Origin of the sequence: Moorena sp. SIO4A5 (assembly GCF_010672005.1) — a bacterium.
Taxonomy (GTDB): domain Bacteria; phylum Cyanobacteriota; class Cyanobacteriia; order Cyanobacteriales; family Coleofasciculaceae; genus Moorena.
The window spans coordinates 1-3,422 of record NZ_JAAHHZ010000521.1; the positions used below are offsets into that span (position 1 = coordinate 1).

At 40.6% G+C, this 3,422-nt stretch carries 3 protein-coding genes; all 3 read left to right on the plus strand.

All coding sequences use genetic code 11. From position 1 onward, the window contains the following. The first annotated feature begins 106 nt into the window (after nucleotides 1-106). The gene (locus tag F6K57_RS40280) at nucleotides 107-1,495 is read left to right on the plus strand and encodes a hypothetical protein (protein ID WP_293074502.1); all 1,389 of its coding nucleotides are present in this window, start codon (nucleotides 107-109) and stop codon (nucleotides 1,493-1,495) included. Between the two features lie 136 nt (nucleotides 1,496-1,631). Then, on the plus strand, nucleotides 1,632-3,044 hold the full coding sequence (locus tag F6K57_RS40285; RefSeq protein ID WP_293074505.1) for a hypothetical protein: 1,413 nt from the start codon (nucleotides 1,632-1,634) through the stop codon (nucleotides 3,042-3,044). Between the two features lie 124 nt (nucleotides 3,045-3,168). Further along, nucleotides 3,169-3,324, plus strand: a complete 156-nt coding sequence (locus F6K57_RS40290) for a hypothetical protein (RefSeq protein WP_293074507.1) — start codon at nucleotides 3,169-3,171, stop codon at nucleotides 3,322-3,324. Nucleotides 3,325-3,422: the final 98 nt, after the last annotated feature.

The window sequence follows — 3,422 nt, forward strand, 5'->3', positions numbered from 1 at the left end:
TCAATGAACTCAAAGGAGAGGCTTAAATGGGATTAAATCTTCCCATTGATTCAGTTTCACTATAAACATCATCAAAGTTGTTAATTGCACTCACCGGGAAAAGAAAGTGATAAAAACCGTATCAAATCAAACCAGAAATAGTCAAGCTTCAAACCTGGAAGACAAAAATAATCAGAAGCATTTCACATTGATTGAAAGAACCTTTAATAGTAATGTTAAGTCTGACTATACGGAGAAAATAGAGGAGCTAGGTAAAAACTTTAACTATCAGGTTAATCGCGATTTTTATTGGAGTGACCCAGAACTTTCGGTGCTCTACGGTACACCCATTTACCAAGCTGCCTCACCTTCGCAAAAAATTGCGCTCAATCATCTGTTCTGGGTTGCCATGTACAATGGTGTAGCTGCTAACGAAGCAGCAACTATCCTTTACAACCAAGTAACAAGGGGCGTTTTTGTAAAAGTTGGTGGCTACGAAACCCTATGCCGGGAATTGGAAACCGAAACCAACCAAGAACATTACCACGTTAAAACCTTTCAAAAAGTTGGTTACAAGACTAAGCAGGCGCTGCTGGGCAAAGCCCTATTAAAAAATTCCTTTCAGAGTAAATGGTACAAATCGCAGAAACAGAGGAGACTCAGAGGAAATATTGTCAACTTACTACCGAAAAAGTTGCTCTTCTCCCTTGACTGGGATAAGACCTGGCGCTGGACAGTTGAAAAAATGCTTCCTGGGCAAAAAAACTACCGTTCGCAGTATTTGGAGGAACTAGTGCAGAGAAATGAGCCAATTCCTGTGTATGCAGACGGGATAGCAGGACTATTGGCTCCTCGGCAGATGCTGCCGTTTTTTGTCTACAACTGGGGAAGTTCGCCGTTCTTGGCTAGTCAATACTACACCACACGCTACATTGTTAATTTAGTTCTCAAAAATCAGGAACATTCCTATTTCAAGTATTTTAAGGACTTACACAAGCGATCTGAGTTCATTCCCACCCCCACAGCTATTTCCCACTTCCATTTGTTAGATGAATCGTTTCATACCACCATTTCCCAGACCATTGCTCGCGACTTATACAAAGACTTTTCCCCGCCAACGGCCTATGAAAAATTTGTGGCCAATATGGCGATCTACATGATGCAGCATAATGTTTTGAGCGGAATTTCTTGTATATTCCCCAGTGAGTGCGTAACAGATGAGCCGCTGTTTATGTTGTTGTGCTATAAAATACTGCGATCGCCGATATTCGGGATGTCTTCGGACGAAGCACTCAATAGTATGCAACAAAGTTTGTGTCAAGAAAATGAGGGATTTCACGTTACCCTCAAGTACCACCAACGGTTACTGTCTGATCTTCGGCGCTTTTTTAATGACATTGACTACCTCTGGCCAGTCAATCGAGAAATGCGCCTGATGGACTCAGCAGCTAACATTGACCGGGCTATCCAAGCAAATATCAAAACCTTTAAACAATTTGCTAAGGCCGTAGCATAAAAGACTCGATTTTTTCCGTTAGATACCATCATCAGTTTCTTCGGCAGTGGATAGTACGCCACGGTCAAACTTAGACTATTTTCAGATGGAATTTAGTTGTAATAGATAGTAAGTATACATTCTGGAGCAAAAAATAATGTCACAACAGTTGCAAACAGCCGAATTAAACCAAAAAAAATCGCTCTCATGGGGCAATAAAACATTAACCGCAATTGAAAAAACATGTCGCAGTAACTTAGAATCAAACTATACAGAAAAAATAGAAGAACTCGAGAAAAGCTTTAACTACCATAAAAATAGCGCTCACTATTGGAGCGAACCGGAACAATCCATATTATATGGCACCCCCCTTTATGAAGTTGCTTCTCCCTCTCAAAAAATAGCACTCAATCACCTGAATTGGTTTTTGGCATACCATAATATTGCTGCTGGGGAAAATGAGGTCATTACTTATAATCAAGTTACTGAGAGTGTTTTTGCTGCCATTGGCGGTTACGAAACTATATCCCAGGAGTTGGATCTCGAAACTGAACAGGAGCGTTCTCACATTCACGCCTTTCACAAAATCGGATTTTTAACAACTAGAACGTTACTAGGGAAAGATGCTTTTAAAGCTCCCCTCAAAGGTAAATCGTACAAATTGAGAAAAAGGGGCTTAGCTAATGGTTCAAAGTCTTCAGATTCACAACATTTATACTTGAGTCTGAAAAATTTGCCCTGGTCAGAGTACCGAGATAAAACCTTGGGTTTCATCGCTAAAGGGATGTTGAGCAGTTCAAAACAATACTATTCTCAGTATTTGAGGGAATTAGAGCAGAAAAGCCCATCAATACCAGCGTCTGCTGGGGGATTTTGGGGACTAGGATTAGCACCAAACTCTCGCTTACGGTTCTTGACCTTCAACTGGGGAGGTTCCCCTTTTATGGCGTGCCAATACTATGCCTTGCGCTACATTGCGAATATGGCAGTCAAAAATGTAGAACTCACTATCTATAAATATTTCCAAAAATTGCAAAAAAAAGGTGAATTTATCCCAAGTCCAACAGCCATTTCCTACTATCATTTGTTGGATGAAGCGTTTCACACCACAACGTCCCTGTTTATTGGTAGAAACTTGTACAAAGAATTATCAAAACCAACGGCCTACGAAAAACTTATCGCTAATTGGACAATCTATTTAATTCAGAAAAATTTCCATAATGGAATTTCTGGTGCATCACCAGTAATTATGTCTAAAGATAACTTTTCTACGCTTGATTTTGTTTATAAGATCCTGAAATCACCTGTGTTTGGTATGTCCCAAAGAGAAGCGCTTGATTGGATGCAGCAGTGTTTCTGTCAGGAACACGAGGGATTTCATGTGGCTCTTAAAAACTACCAAAATCTCTTATCAAATAGTCGGCGTTTTTGTGAAGAGATTGATTACCTTTGGCCTGTCAACCGCGAAATGGGATTGATGGCAGCTGCTGGCTCAATTGACAAAGCCCTGCAAGCTAATCGTCAAACCTTGGATCAGTTTTCTAGATTGGTGACTAATTCGGTGGAGTAAGAGACATGGGAAACATACTATAGCGTTTCTAGGACTCATGAGGTACAGTCTTCTTTGACGTTGATTCCCTGTTAGGTGCGCTTGACCTATTAAGAATTAAATTCGCCACGGGTCGCACCTCTTAATGCAGCGCATCGCTATTCCCTCTTATCTCTTCCCTGTTCCCTGTTCCCTGTTCCCTGTTCCCTGTTCCCTAAAATCTAGAAATTGTGTACCTCAAAAGTCGTATAATTGCTATATAATTCTCCTAGATACCAACAACCAAACCTTAATCATCTGATCTTAGTGCAGGATATTCCATCATTGCTGAGTGGGCAGGGAGGAATGCCCGGAGCACTTTGATTGGGTAAGCAAAAAAACTTTTAATCTTTGTATTGA

Bases quoted from the DNA above. Each gene is read 5' to 3' on its own strand.
- F6K57_RS40285 (WP_293074505.1), top strand. From the start codon at position 1,632: ATGTCACAACAGTTGCAAACAGCCGAATTAAACCAAAAAAAATCGCTC.
- F6K57_RS40290 (WP_293074507.1), top strand. From the start codon at position 3,169: ATGCAGCGCATCGCTATTCCCTCTTATCTCTTCCCTGTTCCCTGTTCC.